The organism is Companilactobacillus mindensis DSM 14500 (genome assembly GCF_001434275.1).
In the GTDB taxonomy this organism is placed as follows: domain Bacteria; phylum Bacillota; class Bacilli; order Lactobacillales; family Lactobacillaceae; genus Companilactobacillus; species Companilactobacillus mindensis.
In genome coordinates, this window is the sequence record NZ_AZEZ01000062.1 from 14,732 (window position 1) to 31,932 (window position 17,201).

The window sequence follows — 17,201 nt, forward strand, 5'->3', positions numbered from 1 at the left end:
ATTTGTATTCAGTGCACTGTCATCGTCCATTTGGAAATATTAGAAATTAGAATACTACGGAGTGAACTTGAGCCCCGAATTGTTCTCACTCTCGACTAAGTATTTCAATATGTAATTTATTTTTAAAAACAAAAAAGCCTAGGTATACCTGGGCTTTTATAAAATATTCATTTTTAGAATTGTCGATCAATTTTCCAGCAAACTTCTTGCTGTTGTCTCATCTGTAATTAGTACATTTGGGTATCCACCCTTTAATGCTGCTTTAATAGAATTAGTCTTTTGTTCGCCACCTGCAATTAAAATTGAATATTCCTTATCTTTTAAATCATCAAGTGCAATACCGATTGTACGCTGATTGATTGCTTGGTTTGCAATTTTACCATCTGAGTTGATGAATCGCGAACTAATGTCACCGACTGCATCCCTTTTAAGGGTTTTTACTTCTTTATCGTTCAAGTAACCAAGATTAAACAGCATAGCATCATCTCGAACGGTTCCCACCGTATATACCGCAATATTAGTCTTGCGGCCTTCATTCATAATATATTGCGTATGTTTGTCTTGAAGGACTAACTTACTTGTTTCCGCATTATCAAAAATAACCGGTAAAGGGAGACTTTCGGCAGTTGTATGAAATGCGTCTGCAAACTCAGAGATAATCTCTCGCGCAAAGTTATTAGTTTCTGAATGGGTTACCCCGCCCTTTAATTGAACAACTTTTACGTTTTCCTGGTTATTATTTTTTGGCGAAAGATTCTTAGCAAGTTCACTCATTGTATGTCCCCATGTGACACCGATTGAGTCACCATCTTTAACAATACTTTCCAGATAATCTGCAGACGATTTACCCAATGCCTTTATTATTGTCTGGTAATCGCTAGATGGTGAATAAGTAACAATCACCTTATTCAATGAATACTTTTCTGCAAGTTCTGCTTCCATAGTTGAAGCATCATCAAACGGATCCACTATTTTTATTTGAACATAACCATTATCTCTAGCAAATTGAAGAAGTCTTGACACTGTTGGACGAGAAAGTCCCATTTCTTTTGCTATCCTGCTCTGGTCATAATTACTTTCAAAGTAATATCTAGCTACCCGCAATGCTTGTCGAATACGTTTAGATTCTGTATCTTCCATAAATAAGACTCCTTTGATACTAGTCAAGTTTACTATATCACAAATTAATATAGGGTAAGACAAAACCCTCATAATCTTGATAGATTATGAGGGTTCACTTAAAGGAAACTATCGTTTTAGGCCTCTACCAATTCCTTTAGTTCATCTTTTGTTGGATATGATTTCTGCGTTCCCTTCTTTGTTACAGTAACAGCTGCGTATTCGTTAGCGTGTTTTAATGCTTCAGGAATACTTTCGCCTTCTGTGAAGTAATGTGCGAATGAACCAATAAATGAATCACCTGCACCTGTTGTATCAATTGCTTTCACTTTTTTACCAGGAATAATTTCTTCATGATCCTTATTTACCCACAAAGCACCTTTTGAACCTAGTGTAACAATAATATTACCTACGCCTTCCTTAACTAAGAATTTAGCGGCAGTTTTGATTTCATCAAGATTGCTTGTTGATAGACCAGTTAAGGTTGAAAGTTCAGTTTCATTTGGTGAGAAGAACTCAACCTTTGAAACATACTTCAAGTTTAAATCATTATTAGCAGGAGCTGGGTTCAACAATACAGGAACTCCGAACTCTTCGGCTAAATCAATTGCATGATAATTTGTTTCCAACGGAATTTCTTGTTGAAGAACAATCAACTTGGAATTCTTGATTTGTTCCTTATATGAATCTAGAACCTCTGGTGTCAATTCATTATTGGCACCTTTGATAACGATAATTCGGTTATCTGATGATGGATCAACGAATATTGGAGCAGCTCCACTATTTGAATTACCAACACCGATACAGCTTGTATCAATTCCAACTTTTTGGAAATTAGCCAATTGTTGTTTACCAAAATTATCATGACCAACCATTGTGATCATTGCTACATCTGAGCCTAAACGTGAGGCTGCCACAGCTTGATTAGCACCTTTTCCACCAAATCCCATTTCAAAATCTGGTGCAGAGACTGTTTCTCCTTCGACAGGCATTCTGTCTAGATAGGTAATCAAATCAATCATATTTGAACCAATTACTGTAATATCACTCATAGTAAATACCCTCTACTTTTCTAATCCAGTTGTGACACTGAACTTTCTTTCTTCTAGTGGTTTCAAGAAAATTAATGTACCAGCTTTTTCAGCGGCATGATAACCTTCAGGACGACTTGTACCAGGTAGTGCAAATGCTGCAACCTGTTGATCAGCATTATAAAGAATCCAACGAGTAACTATTGGGAACTCTGCTGTATGAATCTTTGTTAGGAAGTTCTTTCCGTTAGCCAAAGTCATTCTAAATTCAGCAGTATCAGAATATTGAGTTAAATCATCTGTAAAGAATACAATTTCAGGATCGTAATGTTTAGAATCATCCAGTTTATCAATGACCTTACCAGATGCCTTCAATTCATCGTTATATGCCAACCATTCTTTTGTTGGGTGGACATGTGATGGAACTGATTGTCTGAGTTTAAACGTTCCGTCTGGCAAAGAATCAGTGAGCGTTGCGTTTTCACCATATGCATAATTCATATGGCACATGTATTGTAGCGGCATCTCTTGAGCCTTTGATAAGTTTGTTACGCTCATCTTAATATCAAACAAGCCACTCTCTTTGTGCATCACGACACTAGGTTTTGCTAAATAATGATATCCGAATCCTTTAACATATTCAAAGCTGCTTCCGATTGTGATTGATCCATCTTCAACATCTAAGTATGCGTCACTCATCTTTGATGTAGGGAATTCACCGTGTAATTGATAATTATCTTCTGGTCCAGGAGTTCCATTTGCCAATAATCCTGATGAAAATTGGAAACAGCCATATGTATCAGCGATTCCTTTTCCAGGAAGTGGTTGTGAGAACATGTCTTTCATCTTCAATGACTCTCCATCAAAGAAGGCATCCCAAATGATCATTCCTTGATAAGGTAATAGTGTTAGATGACCACGTGAGTTTTTGACTGTTAATCCTTCAACTCCGGATTCATAAGTAAATGATTCAACTGAAAAATCATCATTTTCAAGAACTTTAAATGGTTTTTCATTAAATAAACTGTGGGTTAGATGTATTAATGTCATTTTTAAATCTCCTAATTATTACAAGTTATTGTGTTTAATTTGATCAACTGAATAGATAATTACAACAACGAAACTTACAAGTGAAACAACGAATGAATAAGACATTGAGTGGAGTGAATCAGCTGCTAGTCCTTGAATCAATGGAATAAATGAACCACCGATAATTGACATAACAATGATTGCACCAGCTGTAGCTGTATGACGCTTGTCTTTTACAGTATCCAAAGTCTTTGAGTAAATAGTTGCCCAGCATGGTCCAAATAGGCCACTTGTTAAAATAGCTGCATATACGGCCGTCATATTATGAACAAAGATGATATAGATCAAAGCTAATGAACCAATAATACTGAACCATAAAAGAATTCTTGATGGTGAGAATTTCTTCATTAAGAAGTTGGCCACCATCTTGCCTAAGAAGAATGCGATATAACTAAAAATCATAAATGTTGAAGCATCACGTTCATTAATACTTCCATTCAATGACATGGCTAGACGAATTGTGAATGACCATACGGCTGTTTGCATTCCAATGTACATGAATTGAGTGAAAATACCTTTTTTATATTCTTTGTTGTGTGCCAAATATTTCAATGTTTCAGAGATTTTAGCAGATTTAACACTACTTCCACCCTTTGGTTTACTATTTGGAAATTCAGTTAATGCAAAGACAATAATAGCGATGATCAATACAACAATAATGTATTTATAAGGTGTTAAAGTTTTTTGTAATGCTTGTTCACCAAAAGCAATTTTTTGAGCTCCTGACATTCCAGCCATTTGCTTTTCAAGACTTGCTCCTGAACCAAATATCATGTACTTACCCATTAAGATCCCTGTGATAGCTCCAACTGGATAAAATGTTTCAGAAATATTAAGTCGAAGAGTTGAAGTTTTTTCAGGTCCTAATAATGAACTATATGTGTTGGCTGATGTTTCCAAGAAACTCAATCCAATCGCAATTGCGAATAAGGCTGCTAGGAAAACACCATATGTTGCCATTGTTGAGGCTGGGAAGAATAGCATGCATCCACCCGTATAGAACAATAATCCGATTAAAATGGCGATCTTATAAGATGTCTTTTTAATAACCAATGATGCAGGGATAGCAATCAAGAAATAACCACCATAGAATGCACTTTGGACAAAAGCACTAGCAAAGTTACTTAAAGTAAAAATTGTTTTAAACTGAGTAATTAAAATATCATTCAAACTGGCTGCTGCTGCCCACATTGGGAACAAGCAAGACAAAAGAATAAATTGGAAAATAGGAATCTTGTTTAGATATCCATCATCAGTTTCTTCAGCGTGCAGCTTGAACAAATGAAAACCTTTTTTATGCGTCTTAGTTATTGGACTGTCCATCTAATTAATCCTCCATTTTATCCTTCAACGATTTTGATACTTGCACTTGTACCTAATCTTGTAGCACCTGCAGCAATCATTGACATTGCTTCAGCCTTAGAGTGAATACCACCTGAAGCCTTAACTCCAATAGCATCTCCAACCGTTTGTTTCAACAACTTAACATCTTCAACTTTTGCACCTGCAGTTGAGAATCCTGTTGATGTTTTAACGAAGTCTGCTCCAGCCTTCATAACTAGTTTTGCAGCTGTTACTTTTTCATCATCAGTTAATAGTGCTGTTTCAATAATTACCTTAACAATCTTGTTTTGCGCATGTCCTGCTTCAACTACGGCAACAATATCTGATTCAACGGCATCCAAGTTATTACCCTTTAATTCACCGATGTTCAGAACCATATCTAATTCATCCGCTCCGTCTTCCATAGCCTTCTTAGCTTCGGCAACTTTAATGTCTGTTGTATTAGCACCTAGAGGGAAACCAATTACAGTAGCTGTGTGAATGTCAGTACCCTTTAATTGTTCGTGTGTGTGTTTAACCCAATATGGATTGATCATTACAGACGCAAAATTATTATCTTTTGCTTCTTTGATAATTTGATTAACTTGTTCTTCTGTAGATTCTGCTTTTAGTAGTGTGTGATCGATATATTTTGAAAGTTCCATTATATGAAACCCCTTTCATTAATTTATGGCTCAATCATAACCATCAATTTGCCATTTGTAAACCCTTACAATGAAATTATGTTCACACATAATGTTTATATTTGTAAAATGAACAATTTTTACATATGTAAAACACTACGTACTCATGAGCATTCCATTTATCAATCGTTAACTTTGTGAATACAAAAAAATAATTAATTTTTTTTGCATTATTACTGTTTTTGTCTATTTTCTTAAATTAATAATCATATATTCACTTCTGATTTGATATTTCTGATCCAGAATTTAGTTCCATTTTTTAATGACTGAATTCTTGCAATTTAAGCCATCTCGTTCAAAAATAAAGTCCATCTAGACAGACAATATTCAAATAAAATAAGACAACAAAAACTGTTTAAAATCACAGTTCTCATTGTCTTATTTACTTAGTAACTCTCGATTAGTTATCACTTGATGTTGTTTTTTACTTTATACATTCCAAACCTATACTTTAAATTTGCAGTGCTTATACATACTCAACTCGATTTAAGGGAAATAATAAAGCCCCGGCATGCCGGGGTTCTTTTAAAATATTCAATTTCAATCTTTATTATTTAACCTAATTCATAGTCATATTTTTTTAACAGGCTCATAAAATATCATATAAAAACGAGTAACCTAATCTAATTCAATATTTATTTTGCGGCCACTACTCGCACTTTCCTCTTTAGCTGCAGGTAGACGTTTCAAACCAATACCAGTGAATCCACTAATAATAGAAAGAAGTGGTGAAAGTAGACTGAAGAAACAGAATGGTAAGAAGCTCAAAGTTGGTACACCTAAAGTGTTAGCTGCGAAAGCTCCGGCAACACCCCAAGGGATCAAGTAGTTGATTACTGTACCACCATCTTCAAGTACACGACTCAAGGCCAAGTTATCCAAGCCACGTTTGTTGAAAGTTTCTTTGAAGGCTTTACCAGGAAGGATAACTGATAAGTATTGTTCACCAACGAAGATATTAACACCGATTCCTGAAAGAATGGTTGCTGTAACGACGGAACCTGGTGTCTTGAGTTTCTTAGCAAGTGGTGTCATAGCTGTTTGAATGACGTCAAACTTCATTAACAAGCCACCTAGTGACAAGGTCAAGAAAATTAGGGAAACAGTACCCATCATGGAAGCAATCCCTCCACGAGTAAGCAATGCATCAACACTGGCATTACCAGTTTTTGACACGAAACCATTTTCGATGAAACCGGCAATATCTTTAACCGGCGTACCAGGTTTTTCAATAAAGATCATACCGACTGTAACGGTGATATTTAAGATCAAAGTGGCAACGGCTGGCACTTTCATAATGGCACAGAAGAATAATATAGCGATTGGTAAAATTGACCACCAAGAAATTACGAAATTACTGTTCAAAACTTTAAGTGTCGTATCGATTTTACTCAAACTAGCACCTGAACCAGCGTTACCTAAAATTGCGTAAAGAATAAATGAGATCAAGAATGCGGGAATGGTTGTCCACATCAAGTTCTTAATGTGAGCGAAAAGATCATCTTCCGCAATGGCCGAAGCCAAGTTAGTTGAATCTGAAAGTGGTGAAGTCTTGTCACCAAAAATTGCTCCGGAAATGATAGCTCCGGCTACTAAAGCTGGGTTCATACCTAAGGTTTGACCCATTCCGAAGAGTGCAATACCGATAGTTGAAATAATTGTAAAAGCACTACCGATCGAAGTACCGATCAAAGCACAAACTAGGAAAACTGATGGCACGAACCATTGAGCTGAAATCATGTGGAAACCGGCCACCATCATTGATGGAATAATTCCGGCGGCGATCCAAGTACCAATCAAGGCACCGATCAAAATGAAAATGAAGATGGGAATAATACCGTTCTTAACCCCATCACTGATACCATCAAAGATATCGTCCCAACTACTGCCTCGAAGTTTACTCCAAAGAATCAATAGTCCAATAACTACTAAAACCGGTGTTTGTGGTGATAAACCAAATTTAATGACCCCAAAACCTAAAACAATCAACATCATAACTAAAATAGCGATTGCTTCTCTAAAACTTACATCTTTTTTACTTTTATTCATCCTAATTCCTCCAATTGTTTTTATCTAATTCGAGAAAAATTAATATCGAGGATTACCACCGCACGTGTTTACAATCATATCTTACACCCCTTAAATATAAAAAAAGTCCCTGCCGCATATATTATGCAACAGGGACGATTGATTTACCGTGGTACCACCCAGCTTGAGAATAGCTTAGTCTAAATAAGCTATTACTCCACTCTCGAGGATAACGGCCCTCTCATTCCGCTTGGAAAAACCAAGTCGTGTTTGGTATTTCATAAGTACACCCTGACCGGTTCGCATTAACCACCGGCTTTCTGACACCCAGATGCATTACTAATTGGTTCAAACACTTAATTTGTTTATTTGAATGGTTCCAACTCTAACAGGTTCTTTTTGATCCGTCAAGCTAAAAATATTTTTATGCCATGCGACGATCAATAAATTTAGATAACAATGACAAAGCGTAGCAGACGACAAAGTACATGATGGCCATCGCTACAAAGACTGGAATGATGTAATTTGGATCTTGTCCATAAACAACTTGACCGTGTTGCATCAATTCCGGAACCACGATGATCGTAGCCAACGATGTATCCTTGATCAGCGAAATAAATTGACTAACTAAAGCTGGGATCATCTTTTTGTAAGCTTGGGGTAAAACGATGTGCCACATAGCTTGTGCCAAATTCATTCCCATTGCTCTCGAGGCTTCCATTTGACCGATATCGACCGCATTGATCCCCGAACGAATAATTTCAGCAATCATCATCGATTCAAAAACAGTCATTGCCAAAATCGCGGCTGGAATCGTATCCGGTTTGAATCCAAAGGCAGGCAAGCCAAAGTAAACGAAGAAGATGATCAGTAACAGTGGCAAATTACGAATTACATCGATAATGAATCCGATGATTCTTGAAAGATAGGGAATCTTGGCATAACGAATAATTCCCAAGACTGAACCGATAATAAAACTCAATATAACTGAAATAACTGAGATCAAAATTGTGATCCACAAGCCTTGGAGAAGAAATCTAATATTGATCCATGAATAAGCATCTATCCAATTTTGCATAATTTACCCCTCCTAAGCCAATTTCTTTTCTAGATGTTGCATGTAGTAACTGATTGGCAATGTAATTATCAAATAGAAAATACCAACAATTACATACGTGTTAACTGTCTCGAAAGTTTGTGAAGCAATCGCATTACCTTGATACATCAAATCGAATCCGGCAACGAAAGCTAATACGGACGAATTCTTGACCAAGTTAACGAATTGGTTTCCCAATGGTGGAATGACGTATTTGAAGGCTTGTGGCAAAACGATATAACGCATTGCTTTCCAAAAAGTCATCCCTTGTGAACGAGCGGCTTCCATCTGACCAGGGTCAACCGAATTGATTCCCGCCCGAACAGTTTCAGCGATGAAAGCTGATGTGTAGATTGTCAAACCGATAGTTCCGGCAGTGAAACCATTAATTTTAACAATGTACAACGGAATTACTAAATAAAAGAACATCGTTATAACCAACAACGGAATGTTACGGAAAATTTCTACATAGACGTTACCGATGATCCGTAAAGCTTTGTTAGGCACTACTTCCAAAATAGCGAACAACGAACCAATGATCAAACTGAAGAACAACGCCAAAATACTCGATAACAGCGTCCATCCAAAACCACTGATGAAGGCACTCCAATTACTTGTTAGTAAATGTATCATTTGCGTAACACCTCCTTGTAGTTGAATCCAGGTACGTTTCCAAACCATTTAATGATCAATTTGTTGTATGTACCATCTGCTTGAACTTCTTTTAGAGCTTTATTAACGGCAGCTTTAAATTCAGGTTGGCCTTTGTTGATACCAATACCATAAGGTTCAGTCGTGAAGGCCTTACCTTGAAGTTTATATCCCGGATTTTTAACGGCCATACCAGCTAAAATAACGTTATCAGTCGTTAAAGCATCCCCTTGACCAGACTTCAAAGCGGTCAGAGCTTGTGCATAGTCAGGTAGCTGTAGAACCCTCGCCTTTGGTGCGAATTTCTTTACGTTTTGAACAGAATTAGAACCGACAACCCCAATGATCGTCCGGTTATTCAAATCTTGCACTTTTTTAATTGGTGAATTGTCTTTGACCATGATCGATTGTCCGGCATCGAAATATGAATCAGAAAAATCGATTGTCTTCAAACGATCCGGCGTTATGGTCATTGTAGCGATGATAGCGTCGATGTTACCGTTCTTTAATAATGGGATACGTGACTGTGATGTAACGGTAACAAATTTGGCTTTAGCATCTTTACCAAGCATCTTCTTAGTGATTGCCTTAGCAAGGTCGATTTCAAACCCCTTATCTTGTCCATCTTTAACATCTATTAAACCAAGCAGTTTAGTATCAGCTTTGACACCCCAAGTGACAGTTTTAGACTTTTTATCATTCTCTAAAATGTTTTGCGATGACAACGACTGATTCCCACAGGCAGTCAATGAAAAGACTAGGAGTAAAGAAGTGATGACTAATACTATATATTTCAAACGTTTCATCTCAATACCCTCCTAGTGTTTAATGATCTTGCTTAGGAACTGTCTGGCCCGTTCGTTAGTTGGGTGATCAAAGAACTTGTCCTTAGAATCATCTTCCAAAACTTGTCCGTCAGCCATGAAAATAACACGGTTAGCAACTTCTTGAGCAAAGCCCATTTCGTGTGTAACGATCAGAGACGTCATATCGCTTTGACTTGTAACGTATTTAATAACGCCCAATACATCATCGATCATTTCCGGATCAAGTGCACTTGTGGGTTCGTCAAATAGCATACAACGAGGTTTCATAGCTAATGATCTGGCAATAGCGACACGCTGCTTTTGACCACCAGAGATCTGTGAAGGCATGTTGTGGGCCTTATCGGCTAAACCAACCTGGTCGAGTAAAGCCATCGCTTGCTTCTTGTTTTCCTCTTCGTTCATTTTTAGTACGATTCGAGGTGCTAACATAATATTTTCTAAGACATCTTTGTTGGCATACAAATTAAAGTGTTGGAAGACCATTCCGACATCACGTCTGATTCTATTGATATCAGTTGTCTTATCAGCGATATCACGTCCATTGACGATCAATTGTCCCTCCTGGATCGTTTCCAACCCATTGACCGTTCTTGATAAGGTACTTTTACCTGAACCAGATGGTCCAATTAAAACGACTGTTTCACCCTTATCGATTTCAAGGTTAATATCCTTTAATGCATGGAATTCTCCGTAGTATTTTTGTACATTACGGAATTCAATCATTGAAGACATAGCTATTACTCCCTTCCTAATTCATAAAAATCTTTTTAATACATTAATTATATTAAGAAAATTTTAATGTTCATTTCTCCATTTAGCAACAAAAAAAACAATTTGTGAATTTTTTGTACGGCTTTCACACAAATGGTCAAGGTTACAAAAAAACTATAACACCAATGTTACAAGCATAAAAATTTTTGGAATCGTATATTAAAAATATTTTTCCGAACAAACCAAAAAACCAGAATAATTATAAATTATCCTGGTTTTTTAATTTTCGAAAATTTGTTGAGGATTTCGAAGTAGATTAATTAATTATTAAGGGGGAAGTGCTTCTCGATTTCCGAGAAGCTGCGCACAAAAGGTAATTACCCGCTGTGCGCAGTCCTTCGGAAGAGGGATTGTCTAACTATTTAAGAACGATCTTCTTGTAGAGATATCTAGTTAGGAAGTAATAACCAAGATACAAGACAATAAAGATGGCGAAGGGAATTTCAATATGTGCATATGGTTTGTAGAGAATTTTGATAAACATCTGCAAACCAATCAAGACATGGACGATACCTAAAACAGCTGGAACTGAGAACAAGACGGCAATTTCTTTATTGATAGCTGAACGAAGAACTTTTTGTTTGGTACCGATCTTATAAAGCATGTTGTAACGTTTAACATCACCATTAGCACCAGACAAGATCTTGAACATCAGGCAACTGGCCAACATAGCTAAGAAAGCAATTCCTAGGAAAAATCCCATGAACTCAAGACCTGAGAAGAATCCATTGATCAGTGTGTAAGAACTGTATTTGTCGCCACCCGCATTCTTCAAGACTGGATAACGTTTGACTTCAGCTTTAGAGATAGCTTTGATTCCGGCTAAATTATCTTTGAATGAATTAGTTTTTACTAAAACAGTTGTAGTTTCTTTAGCATTGATAGCGGAGTATGCTTTGTCACTGACAAATTTAGCTTCTTTAGTCCGTTGATTGGGCATTCTCGTATTCATCAATTCATAGCGAGCATTCTCACTCTTACTTGGGTCTGATGAAGTACCCAATTTAGAAATCATCGTTTGCGTATCGATCTGGGAAAAACCTAGTGGTTGTTTCTTGAATTCACTGGCACGATAATAAACATTCTTATCATCGGCTTTGAAGTTATAGACATCTTTTTTATCGATATTCAAACTCTTCAAACGCTTCTGTTGACTAGCATCTGGATTAGTTAATTGAACATCATAATAGTTTTGACCATTTACTACATTGTCGATCTGATTGTTGAAACCAAGACCAACGGTGATAGCACCCAGAGCCAAGGCAAACATAATTGAAACCATTGAAAGGATCTTAGTATAATCGTTGATTCTGAAACTCAACTGCGAAAGGGTAAAATTATTCAAACCTTTTTGCGAATACTTAGTGTTTTTCTTCAACATAACGATTACGGCTGTAACGAAAGAGTTAATAGTAAAGTAAGTACCACCAACGATTGTTACTAAAGCAATTGGAATCCCTAAGTAAATAAATCCAGGATTTTGACCGGCATACCACATTGATAAGTAACCGATAATCAAAAGAATCAAACCAAGAACTGCTTGGATGGCCTTTAAAACGCCGTTACGTTTGATCTTAACTGGTTGACTGTCGCGTTTTAGTAAAGTTAAAACCTTGCTACGACGAAGCGAAACTGAATTTCTAATTGCTGAGAACATGAAAATTACGATAAAGAAAACAAACGTCCAAAGTAATGCTGGTAAATAAAAACTGTTGAAATGCTTAACTTGCATATCCAAAACACTGATGATCCACTTGCTGACAAAACCAGTAGCGAGGATTCCAATCAAAGTACCGATGACAGTTGAAATGGCACCAATTGCAAATGTTTCTACAAAAATCATTCGCGAAATTTTGCTACTTTTGGCACCGAGCATCATGAACATCCCATACTCTTTTTGACGCATACTCAACAGGAATGTGTTGGCATAATTGACATAGACGATGGTAATGATGGCTAAAAGAACAATCCCAAAACCAAAGATAAAGCTTGTTGCAGCGGCTGGGGAATTGGAACTGAGAAATGTTTGGTTTGTGGCTAGCGACATGAACATATAGAAAATTGCTGAAGCAATCATTAAGCCTGAAAACAAGACGCTATAATCACGAATTCGATGTTTGATGCCACTTAAAGCTAGTTTGTTTAACATGTTTTCCTCCCCTATTCTGCAAATGTTCCTAATGAATCTAGGATTTCTTGATAATATTCAGCTCGACTTACGTCTTCTTTCTTCAATTCCTGACCGATCTCACCATCTTTAATGAAGAGGATGCGATCACAGAAACTAGCTGAGAATGGATCGTGCGTTACCAATAGAATTGATACATTGTCTTCACGGTTGATTTTAGTCAATGTATCCATCAAGGCCCGCGCACTCTTAGAATCCAATGCACCAGTAGGTTCATCTCCGAAAACGATCGATGGTTCGTGTACCAAAGCTCGAGCAGCAGCGACACGTTGTTTTTGTCCACCAGATAATTCAGTTGGATAGTGATTTAAAATTTCAGTCAAACCAAGTTTTTCTGCAATGCTTGAAACAGCTGGTTTAATTGATTTGGCTGGTTTATTTTGTAAAGCCAATGGCAAAGCAATATTTTCATAAGCAGTTAAGTTTTCTAGTAAATTAAAGTCTTGGAAAATAAAACCGATCTTGTTGGCACGGAAATCAGCCATTTGGTTATTATTCAATTTAGTAATATCTTGACCAGCGATTTCCACTTGGCCACTAGTTGGTGTATCCAATGTAGATAGAATATTTAGAAGCGTTGTTTTACCTGAACCTGAAGCACCCATAATTCCTACGAATTCGCCGGGTTTTACTTCAAAATTAACGTCTGACAAGGCTTTGAATTGTTTTTCGCCAGCCTTTCCATAAATCTTTTCAACATTTTGTACTTCGACGATTTTTTGCATTTGTACTTCCCTCCATTTGATATATCTATCTTAACTGGATTGGGAATTTTAGTCGTTTGATTCTCCTTACACTTTCTTACATTTTTGTAAGTCATCGTTATATTAAGCGATATAATATTTTTGGACTATTCATTCGCAAAGATGTCCTAAACAAAAATATAAAAGGGGTGTATTTCCGATGGGGAAAAAAATGCCAGATTTAGACTCTAACTCTAAGAAGTCATATATTAGCTGGCCTGTTGTTGCTTTAATGGATTTCGTTACCGTTATCGGTTTCGATGATATTGTTTACAATTTCCATAACCAAGGTTTGGGAATCGTATTTACTTGGATCGTGATGCTATTCGTCTTCGTTGTTCCATACGAAATGATGGTTGGTCACTTAGGTTCAACATTTGATCAAGAAGGTGGCGGCGTTACGTCTTGGGTACGTGCCACTGGTGGTAATGTTTGGGGATATATTTGTGCCTGGACCGTTTGGGTCTCTGGTTTGCCATATATCGTCGATGTTGCCAATTCAACCCTAGTTTCCTTTGGTTGGTTGATCAATGGTAACAGTTCTATGTCTGATAAGATGAGCAATTCAATGTTTGCTTTGCTTACAGCGGTTATTTTTACGATATTTATTTTTATTCAACATTATTTGAGAAACTCATTACAGATTTTGAGTATTCTCGGTGGTGGTGCGATGTTTATTATTACTATCTTGTACGTTGTCATGACTTTTGTTTATCTTGGTCAAGGCAACATGCCGCACACACAACCATTTACAGTAAAATCATTTATTCCTAAGTTTGATATGCATTATTTATCAACCTTTGGATTGGTTATCTTTGCGATGAACGGATCAGAATTTGCGGCTCCATACGTTACTGAAATGAAGAATGGTAAACGCGATTTTCCTAAAGCCATGTGGATGCTTGCTATCATGACTGGTTTCTTGACTGTTTTAGGTTCATTTGCCTTGGGTGTCTTCTTCAATGCTCACCACTTGCCAAATGACTTAAAGATGAACGGTTCTTACTATGCTTTCCAATACATGGGTCAAGAGTTCGGTATGGGTAAATTCTTCCTATACTTATTTGCTTTGACGCAAGCTCTTTATATGATGGCGCAGTTGGCGGTATTATTGGATGCTGGGACACGAATGTTCCTATCCGATACTGCCAAAGATTACTTGCCAAAAGGATTAACTAAGACTGATAAACGTGGTTTGCCAATCAATGGTTACTGGCTAACGACTGGTATTTGTACCGTGATCATGGTCATGAGTGCTACCTTGCCAAATATGAATTCTATCTTTAATCAACTCTTGAATTTGAACGGTATCGTTTCGCCTTACACGACTTGTTTCCTATTTAGTTCCTTTATTTTAGTTAGATTGCATGAAGATCGTTTCCAATCCGATTTCGTTTACATTAAAAATAAGTACTTCGCTATTCTCGTGGGTATTTGGTGCTTTGCTATTACTTTTGGTGCCGCCACTTTGGGAATCTTCCCTACCGACGAAAAACCTGGTACAGCAGCTTGGACGCAAGTTCTACAATTAAATATTCTCGAACCATTATTGATGATTGCCGTTGGTATTATCTTGCCATTGATTGCTAAGTATCAACGTTCAAAAGAAACTAATTAAGTTTAGTTTTGTTGTACACTTAGGTAATAGATTAAGGAGGGATTTTTATGACAAAAAAAATAGCAGTAATATCCGATGTTCATGGTAATATCACTGCCCTAAAAGCCGTCCTTAAAGATGCCGAGAAAAATGACGCTCAAGAAATTTGGTCCATCGGTGATCTCGCTATCGGTGGTTCTTCAATGGAAGAATGTTTTCAATTATTAAGTGAAGTTAATACTACTCAGTATTTAATGGGTAACTGGGAAACAGCTTTTCTATCTGTTATTAATACTCAAAGCGTTGACCTCGATAATCCTAGTCAAGTTTATTTTGCCAACTTGGTCAAATACGATTACGAGCATTTGACTCCGGGACGTATCAAACAAATCCAAGCGTTGCCTTTAACCGGTCGCAAAACCGTCGAAGGCATCCAATTTTCACTGACGCATAATTTACCTACGTCAAATCGTGGACATGAATTGTTTGCTTACAAAGAACAAAAGAATTTTGACGAATTAAATATTGATCCTGATATGGACGTCGCTATTTATGGTCACACACATACGCCATTGTGGCGTTTTACGACTGAAGGCCAAATGATTTTAAATCCTGGTTCTGTCGGTCAACCATGGTACTCACGTAAAAGTTTAATGAAAGATCGTGATGCCAGTTATATTTTGTTGAACATCTCCAATGGCAAAGTTGACGATGTTGATTTTCGAAGAGTCAACTATGACTTGCAACAAGAACTCGACAATGCCATTAAATTGGGCTTCCCTTATCCGTCACTTTACAAAGAATTATTGACTACTGGTCATGCTTCAACTCACGATAAGGACAAATTACGTAAAATAAATTTGGAAAATAATTATCGCCAAAGAGCCAAGGAATTTCTTATTGACTTAGCACACCAATAAAGCTTAGCTTGAAGATAAAATTATAAATAATTCAATAACTGTTGAGGAGTAAGTCTTATGATTGATGAAATTCAAAAAAATATCGAGAATTACGATACGATTATTATTCTCAGACATCAAAATCCAGATCCAGATGCCATTGGATCACAAACGGCTTTAAAGACATTAATTCATGAGGCTTATCCTCAAAAGAAAGTTTATGTGACCGGCATCGACTTACCCGTCCTCGATTGGATCGGTAAAATGGATAATGTTTCACCTGAAACATACAAAGATTCCTTAGTGATTGCCGTTGATACTGCTAACACTGAACGAATCGACAATGCTGGTGAATACAAAACTGCCGATAAAATTATCAAGATAGACCATCATCCTAACGTTGATCCTTTCGGTGATATTAATTGGGTCAGAGATGACTTTTCCAGTTGTGCTGAAATGATCTTCACCTTATCCCAAGAGATTCCAACGTTCAAACTTACCAAAGAGTGTGCTTATAGTCTTTATTCCGGAATCGTCGGCGACACGAATCGCTTCTTGTATGGCGAAACTAGTTATCGGACTTTGAGTATCGCAGCTCAACTGGCTAAAACCGGTATCAACGTTTCTGAAATCGGCTTGCATGAGGACGAAATTTCTACCCAAGTAGCTCGCTTAGAAGCTTATATCTTGGACAATCTAAAAATCACCGACTCCGGTTTTGGCTACATCGTCATTCGCAAGGATACTTTGGACCGTTTCAACCTAGATGACGGCGAGATCGATAACGTTGTTCCCTTGATTGGTCGGATAAACAATGTCAACAATTGGATCGTTGTCAGTGAAAAAGATTTGAACCGTTTCCGTGTCAATCTTCGTTCTAAAAACGTTTCGATCAATGGCGTCGCAGAAGAATTCGGTGGCGGTGGCCATCCCTTAGCCAGTGGCGCTTACGTTGGCAGCATGGACCAAGTGAAGGCTTTGATCAAAGCTATGGATAGTTTAAACAAACCCAATGGTAACTAAAAAATCAGAGACTTAGGGATAAATTAAATATGCCGCCTTCCGATCAAAAGCTGATCGGGCTGGAACGTAGTGAGCACGACTTGGAGCCAATTTAAAAATTGTCTTCAAGCTC

15 protein-coding genes are annotated in these 17,201 nt (G+C 37.2%); 3 read left to right on the forward strand and 12 right to left on the reverse strand.

What is annotated here, in order from left to right; genetic code table 11:
- Window positions 1-186: 186 nt before the first annotated feature.
- From FD29_RS05880 to FD29_RS05935, 12 genes are all read right to left on the reverse strand, one after another.
- Window positions 187-1,140: a sugar-binding transcriptional regulator gene (locus FD29_RS05880; protein ID WP_057888024.1), complete on the reverse strand. Its 954-nt coding sequence runs from the start codon at window positions 1,138-1,140 to the stop codon at window positions 187-189.
- A 116-nt stretch (window positions 1,141-1,256) separates the two neighbouring features.
- The gene (rbsK, locus tag FD29_RS05885; RefSeq protein ID WP_057888025.1) at window positions 1,257-2,171 is read right to left on the reverse strand and encodes a ribokinase; all 915 of its coding nucleotides are present in this window, start codon (window positions 2,169-2,171) and stop codon (window positions 1,257-1,259) included.
- A gap of 12 nt (window positions 2,172-2,183) precedes the next feature.
- A complete protein-coding gene (locus FD29_RS05890) occupies window positions 2,184-3,200 on the reverse strand; it encodes an aldose 1-epimerase family protein (RefSeq protein ID WP_057888026.1) in 1,017 nt (338 codons plus the stop codon).
- 18 nt (window positions 3,201-3,218) lie between these two features.
- Window positions 3,219-4,562, reverse strand: a complete 1,344-nt coding sequence (gene fucP / locus FD29_RS05895; RefSeq protein WP_057888027.1) for an L-fucose:H+ symporter permease — start codon at window positions 4,560-4,562, stop codon at window positions 3,219-3,221.
- A 17-nt stretch (window positions 4,563-4,579) separates the two neighbouring features.
- On the reverse strand, window positions 4,580-5,227 hold the full coding sequence (gene deoC / locus FD29_RS05900; RefSeq protein ID WP_057888028.1) for a deoxyribose-phosphate aldolase: 648 nt from the start codon (window positions 5,225-5,227) through the stop codon (window positions 4,580-4,582).
- A gap of 657 nt (window positions 5,228-5,884) precedes the next feature.
- Entirely contained in the window at window positions 5,885-7,315 is a 1,431-nt protein-coding gene (nhaC, locus tag FD29_RS05905) for a Na+/H+ antiporter NhaC (RefSeq protein ID WP_057888029.1), read from the reverse strand.
- Window positions 7,316-7,718: 403 nt separating this feature from the next.
- Window positions 7,719-8,372, reverse strand: a complete 654-nt coding sequence (locus tag FD29_RS05910) for an amino acid ABC transporter permease (RefSeq protein WP_057888030.1) — start codon at window positions 8,370-8,372, stop codon at window positions 7,719-7,721.
- A gap of 12 nt (window positions 8,373-8,384) precedes the next feature.
- The gene (locus tag FD29_RS05915; RefSeq protein ID WP_057888031.1) at window positions 8,385-9,023 is read right to left on the reverse strand and encodes an amino acid ABC transporter permease; all 639 of its coding nucleotides are present in this window, start codon (window positions 9,021-9,023) and stop codon (window positions 8,385-8,387) included.
- A complete protein-coding gene (locus FD29_RS05920; protein WP_057888032.1) occupies window positions 9,020-9,847 on the reverse strand; it encodes a glutamate ABC transporter substrate-binding protein in 828 nt (275 codons plus the stop codon). The genes FD29_RS05915 and FD29_RS05920 overlap by 4 nt, the downstream gene beginning before the upstream one ends.
- A gap of 12 nt (window positions 9,848-9,859) precedes the next feature.
- Window positions 9,860-10,591 carry an amino acid ABC transporter ATP-binding protein gene (locus FD29_RS05925; RefSeq protein WP_186810611.1) on the reverse strand — a complete coding sequence of 244 codons (732 nt, stop codon included), beginning with the start codon at window positions 10,589-10,591 and terminating at the stop codon, window positions 9,860-9,862.
- Between the two features lie 406 nt (window positions 10,592-10,997).
- On the reverse strand, window positions 10,998-12,788 hold the full coding sequence (locus tag FD29_RS05930; RefSeq protein ID WP_057888034.1) for an FtsX-like permease family protein: 1,791 nt from the start codon (window positions 12,786-12,788) through the stop codon (window positions 10,998-11,000).
- A gap of 11 nt (window positions 12,789-12,799) precedes the next feature.
- Window positions 12,800-13,552 carry an ABC transporter ATP-binding protein gene (locus FD29_RS05935; RefSeq protein WP_057888035.1) on the reverse strand — a complete coding sequence of 251 codons (753 nt, stop codon included), beginning with the start codon at window positions 13,550-13,552 and terminating at the stop codon, window positions 12,800-12,802.
- Between the two features lie 190 nt (window positions 13,553-13,742).
- On the opposite strand from FD29_RS05935, the gene FD29_RS05940 reads away from it, so the two are divergent.
- The 3 genes from FD29_RS05940 to FD29_RS05950 are packed head-to-tail and all read left to right on the forward strand — an operon-like array spanning window position 13,743 to window position 17,089.
- Window positions 13,743-15,188, forward strand: a complete 1,446-nt coding sequence (locus FD29_RS05940; protein ID WP_057888038.1) for an APC family permease — start codon at window positions 13,743-13,745, stop codon at window positions 15,186-15,188.
- Window positions 15,189-15,235: 47 nt separating this feature from the next.
- Window positions 15,236-16,087, forward strand: coding sequence for a metallophosphoesterase family protein (locus tag FD29_RS05945; protein ID WP_057888036.1), 852 nt, complete (start codon window positions 15,236-15,238; stop codon window positions 16,085-16,087).
- A 57-nt stretch (window positions 16,088-16,144) separates the two neighbouring features.
- A complete protein-coding gene (locus FD29_RS05950) occupies window positions 16,145-17,089 on the forward strand; it encodes a DHH family phosphoesterase (protein ID WP_057888037.1) in 945 nt (314 codons plus the stop codon).
- Window positions 17,090-17,201: the final 112 nt, after the last annotated feature.

Bases quoted from the DNA above. Each gene is read 5' to 3' on its own strand.
- FD29_RS05935 (WP_057888035.1), bottom strand. From the start codon at position 13,552: ATGCAAAAAATCGTCGAAGTACAAAATGTTGAAAAGATTTATGGAAAG.
- rbsK (WP_057888025.1), bottom strand. From the start codon at position 2,171: ATGAGTGATATTACAGTAATTGGTTCAAATATGATTGATTTGATTACC.
- FD29_RS05925 (WP_186810611.1), bottom strand. From the start codon at position 10,591: ATGATTGAATTCCGTAATGTACAAAAATACTACGGAGAATTCCATGCA.
- FD29_RS05880 (WP_057888024.1), bottom strand. From the start codon at position 1,140: ATGGAAGATACAGAATCTAAACGTATTCGACAAGCATTGCGGGTAGCT.
- fucP (WP_057888027.1), bottom strand. From the start codon at position 4,562: ATGGACAGTCCAATAACTAAGACGCATAAAAAAGGTTTTCATTTGTTC.
- FD29_RS05950 (WP_057888037.1), top strand. From the start codon at position 16,145: ATGATTGATGAAATTCAAAAAAATATCGAGAATTACGATACGATTATT.
- nhaC (WP_057888029.1), bottom strand. From the start codon at position 7,315: ATGAATAAAAGTAAAAAAGATGTAAGTTTTAGAGAAGCAATCGCTATT.
- FD29_RS05920 (WP_057888032.1), bottom strand. From the start codon at position 9,847: ATGAAACGTTTGAAATATATAGTATTAGTCATCACTTCTTTACTCCTA.
- FD29_RS05930 (WP_057888034.1), bottom strand. From the start codon at position 12,788: ATGTTAAACAAACTAGCTTTAAGTGGCATCAAACATCGAATTCGTGAT.
- FD29_RS05910 (WP_057888030.1), bottom strand. From the start codon at position 8,372: ATGCAAAATTGGATAGATGCTTATTCATGGATCAATATTAGATTTCTT.
- FD29_RS05940 (WP_057888038.1), top strand. From the start codon at position 13,743: ATGCCAGATTTAGACTCTAACTCTAAGAAGTCATATATTAGCTGGCCT.
- FD29_RS05945 (WP_057888036.1), top strand. From the start codon at position 15,236: ATGACAAAAAAAATAGCAGTAATATCCGATGTTCATGGTAATATCACT.
- FD29_RS05890 (WP_057888026.1), bottom strand. From the start codon at position 3,200: ATGACATTAATACATCTAACCCACAGTTTATTTAATGAAAAACCATTT.
- deoC (WP_057888028.1), bottom strand. From the start codon at position 5,227: ATGGAACTTTCAAAATATATCGATCACACACTACTAAAAGCAGAATCT.
- FD29_RS05915 (WP_057888031.1), bottom strand. From the start codon at position 9,023: ATGATACATTTACTAACAAGTAATTGGAGTGCCTTCATCAGTGGTTTT.